Genomic DNA, 4,201 nt, shown 5'->3' on the forward strand with positions numbered 1-4,201 from the left:
TTCGGCAATTGCAATTGCCGTTGCTGCAGGAGGTGTCGGTGCGCTCACTAAGTTGCGCGGGTATAGAGAAGTCTCTCGCACCACAAACTCACTTATTCTTAAACGCAAGTGAATGCGGTTCACTCTGTTGAGCCACATACGCTGCCATTTAAAAAGTGGCTAAACAAACCCAGTTGGCACTCAATGCTGACACACCTTTTGGGTACTCCAAGACGCTCAATCCATACGACAGAAAGACCGGAGCGACAGGGTAAATTCTGACGGGGAGGTATCTGTAAAAAAATTTGAAAGACACGAAGCAATGACGAATCCACCATTTCAAACAAGAAAATAACGCACACCTACTGCACCACACCCCAAAGGGTGCGGCACAGCAGCTTCAAGCAACTTGCCTTTGCCTCATCCGATCAAGCCGCTCCTGCACACAGTCCGAAATCCGCTTAATCACAATCCCACCCGGCTCAAACGTCTCGGCCTCATTGATCCCGTGATACGCCATGCCCCGCTTGATTCCCAGCGCAGCCAGTGCCTTGGTCAGCTCCGTAAACACATCGGTCTCCCGCGCAAAGTCGCTGAACCGATAGCCCTTGCCTTTGACAAACAAGCGTTTCAACACCTTGACCCGCTGAACACTGTCCATCAAAGTCAGTGACCCTGCATCATGCAGACGCAGATCAATACTGACAGTTGCGTCCAGACTGACATAGACATACAACCCAATGTCCCCAATGGCCCGGCAATAGGTGTTCATACTGCTGTGGCTCTCCCCCGCCACCACACCACGAAACAACACCCCAAACGAGGTGCTTCGGTTTTCATAACCGGTGTAATCTTGGTCACCCCAATAACCCGGCCCGGTTCGCCCATCCCAGGTGGGAATCACAATCTCTGTTTTGAGGGATTGCTTCATGTCGTCTCCTTTCAATTCGATGGGTTAAAGAGAATCTGTTTCCAACTTTGTATACGTGACCAAGGAAACAGAAAAATCGCCACGGCCTGATTGCCAGGCTCAGTGATGCCTTGCAGCAGGACACTAAAAAACCCCGACTAGCGGGGCTTTGTGGTGTTGGTTGAAGGCCGGTATTTCAAAACCGCCGAAATTGCGCTCTGTCGAAACGCTGACGATCCCAGCCAAGTTGTCGTTTCAATAGGGCTCGGGCCTGTGCAGAGTCATAGTCAAACGCACTCTAGGTGTCACATTCGCTGGTGTATCGGTATTCCCAGCCGCCACTGATACGCTGAAACAAAATGACATCGGCGTGTGATCTGCTGCTGGTCTCTGAATACCTGTCTATGCCACCGCCAGTAACCCCGCTCTCACCTTTACGCCCGCCCATGTGATGCCTGACGAGACAACTGGTTGACTGACACTGCCGCCCCATGGCCATTCATCAGCACTGCTTTCTGGTTCAGCTTTTCAGCCAGGCCAGCCTTGATGCCGTTGGGTGGTGCACTGCTATTGCTTACCGCACGGCCTCCCTCCGAATGACCCTGTGAGGAATAGCCAGTTGACTGACCGTCAAACTCACTGTCAAATTCAGCCGGGAAAAACTCCTCCACCACAGCAGCACCATCTTCCTCAGACTCTTCAAACGCCCCAGCTGCAAAACCCTGTCGTGCGGCTTCGTCTAAAGCAGCTTGGTTAAAACCAGACGCCTTGCGCAACTCACTCTCCGCTTTGGCACTGGCAATCGCCTCAGCCATCGTCATGCCGGTCTTGATGGTCAAATCCACGTAGTAAATCTGTGCCCGGTGTGACTGGGTCGTGGACTTGCCCCGCAGACGCAGTTCCAGCGGCAGTGTGGAGAGTTGCCCACCAGACACGGCATGGAAATAACTCAGACGTGCCGACAAGGTGCGAATTGAATTGAACCCGGTGGTGCGAAACACAAACGAGCCCAGCTCATCGTCTTCACCAATGCGCACATTCAAGCGTCCGTAGGGTTTACAGAATCCCCCTTTGGCTAGATCACAGGCTTCAGGTGAGGGACAAGGCAGTGTCTGCACACCTGCAGCCAATGAGCGCCTGCAAGTCTCCCCATTGCCCACACACAGCGGTCTACCCGTTTGACGGTCAAACAAACTGTAATTGGCACGCAGGTTCAGATCAGGGTCATCGAACAACAAGCGAATCGGAATATTGCGCAGCTTGGTGCTGCCTCCTTTGCGCAAAGTTTCATCCATGGGGTGATTGACCCAGCCGTCTTTGCTTTGCACCTGGCTGGTGACGGTGAATTCATCGTCTTTCTCGGGCAGACGCTTGCCGTTCTTCTCGACCACTTTGCCTATGGCAATACGGCCAATGATGGGTGGCGTTAAAGCCAAACCTTTGAGCATGATGGAATCCTTTCCAATAGAAATAAGAAAGCCCCACACGGAAGAGTCCGGTGTGGGGCTGAATGGTTGAGTTGAGTTGCGTAAAGTCGGATTGGCTTTGCTCAGGTATTGACCAGAAACCGCCTGGAGCCCGGCTTGACCAAGCTGTAGTGCTGCAACAAATCAGGTTGCTCTTGCAGCAATTTGATGGTGTCCAGCCCAGCGCCATCCTTGCTGCGCTTCCAGGTGATGTTCCCGGTTTGAAACACCACTTTGGCGGCATCCCCCATGCGTTGCTGGATGCGCTGTTTCAATTGAGCCTCCAGCGTCACCTGGGTGCTCAACACCTCTCGCACAGCCAACAGGTCAGAGAACACGGCTGACATTTCCAAGTCATCGGACAGATCAAGGGTGGAGCCGCTGTCTTTGGGGTACAGGCAACGCAAAGCCACATCCGCCGATTCAGAGCCATCCGCTGGCGGTTCCGTGTCGGTTTCAACGTAGTGCCAGAAGGCCCGTTCCAATTCAATCAACTTGGCGATCATGGCTTCATCGCGTTGGATGCGGTGAATCTGGAGGTCTTGGCCACAGATCAGCACCGCCACGTCAGCACACTGCTTGCCGGTGACGGCCAACTGGTGCATGACTTGCAATTGAACGTATTCCGGCACACCCTCGCGCCAGAGAAATGAGCCTTGCAAGCCAGCAGTTTTACATTCCAGAATCTGCACATCGGCTGTACCAGTCACTTCCCGGTCGATATTGGCCAGCATCCAGGGTTCTTGGGGATGCTGCAACACCGCATTGATGCGCCGGACTTTGTGCCCCGAGCGTTTGGTGTAATGGGCAGCCACAATGCTTTCCAGCAAAGTGCCCCAATACATCGGGCTGGTTTCATCATTGGGATCGGTTTTGGGCAGGTTGCCGTCCCGGCCGGTCTTCTCCATCCACAGTTCGAGTTGCGATTTGTAGGGGTTGAGCCCCACAGCGGCGGCGGCATCTGAGCTGCCGATTCCACGTTTTCTGACGGTGAGCCATTCGTCACGGTCAAGATGGTTGGTTTTGACCAGCTTGAGTGCTGGCTGTGTACCGATGGGCTTGTTAGCCCGAGATGTTGGCATAGCATTGGCCATGATGGGCTCCTTTCAGGTTGGGGAGTGGTGTTGGGTTCAATTGCGCGAAGCACCAACAAAAAACCCCGGTCAATCCAAAGACTGAGCGTGGTTTGCGTGTGGGTGTTGATGCTGGGTTCATGCTGCCATTTGCAGGGCATAGTCCAGTGCCCGTTGTTTGAGTACCGCGCCTTGTCCGAACCAGGCGCTGTCTAGTCGGTTTTCCTGACTGCGGGCACGTTTTTCGTGATCAACGAATTCGGTGACTGCATTCAAGAGGCCCCAGGCCGTGCCAGAGGCTGAGGCCAGTTCAGCACCATGACCTTGTCCTTCGTACATGGCTTGGACTTTCTTCAAGGCCCGCTCATTCATCAGGCCCTGCGCCGGATCGACTTGGTTGTCGGTCTGGCACAGGACTTTGAGAAAGTAGTTCATGGACTCGTGGCTTTTGACTTTGCGCTCTGACAGGGTTTTCATGCGGTACATGAAGCTGTCCCATTGCGAGACGGCAATACCGAGTTGTTTCTTCACCGCTTGAGGATCAAAGTTGGTGCTGTGCGGTACTTTGATAGCGCTACTGGCTCCATTCAAGGCCACGGTTAAGGTGTTGTTGCAAACAACTCGGATGGTGGTGGGTGTAGCCGTGGTGGCCAATGTGCCATCACAACTGGTGGCCAGCAGGATGTAGCCTTTGACGACATCATTGCCTTTAAGGGTTGCTTCTTTGCCGGTTTTAGCCAATGCCCAGAATTTCTTGCCGTCTTTGAGTACGC

The 4,201-nt window shown here is 53.7% G+C and carries 4 protein-coding genes; all 4 read right to left on the minus strand.

Translation table 11 applies throughout. From position 1 onward, the window contains the following. Positions 1–379 precede the first annotated feature (379 nt). On the minus strand, positions 380–910 hold the full coding sequence (locus PHQ58_RS23385) for a hypothetical protein (protein WP_300116279.1): 531 nt from the start codon (positions 908–910) through the stop codon (positions 380–382). A 413-nt stretch (positions 911–1,323) separates the two neighbouring features. Next, complete coding sequence (locus PHQ58_RS23390) at positions 1,324–2,337, minus strand: phage capsid protein (RefSeq protein WP_300116282.1); 1,014 nt, start codon at positions 2,335–2,337, stop codon at positions 1,324–1,326. Positions 2,338–2,438: 101 nt separating this feature from the next. Further along, the gene (locus PHQ58_RS23395) at positions 2,439–3,449 is read right to left on the minus strand and encodes a lambda-exonuclease family protein (protein ID WP_300116285.1); all 1,011 of its coding nucleotides are present in this window, start codon (positions 3,447–3,449) and stop codon (positions 2,439–2,441) included. Positions 3,450–3,566: 117 nt separating this feature from the next. After that, on the minus strand, positions 3,567–4,201 hold a 635-nt coding region (locus tag PHQ58_RS23400), incomplete at its 5' end, for a DUF932 domain-containing protein (protein ID WP_300116287.1).

Origin of the sequence: Rhodoferax sp. (genome assembly GCF_028688795.1) — a bacterium.
Taxonomy (GTDB): domain Bacteria; phylum Pseudomonadota; class Gammaproteobacteria; order Burkholderiales; family Burkholderiaceae_C; genus Rhodoferax.

Excerpts from the sequence above, each read along its gene's own strand:
- PHQ58_RS23390 (WP_300116282.1), bottom strand. The coding sequence starts at position 2,337 with ATGCTCAAAGGTTTGGCTTTAACGCCACCCATCATTGGCCGTATTGCC.
- PHQ58_RS23395 (WP_300116285.1), bottom strand. The coding sequence starts at position 3,449 with ATGGCCAATGCTATGCCAACATCTCGGGCTAACAAGCCCATCGGTACA.
- PHQ58_RS23385 (WP_300116279.1), bottom strand. The coding sequence starts at position 910 with ATGAAGCAATCCCTCAAAACAGAGATTGTGATTCCCACCTGGGATGGG.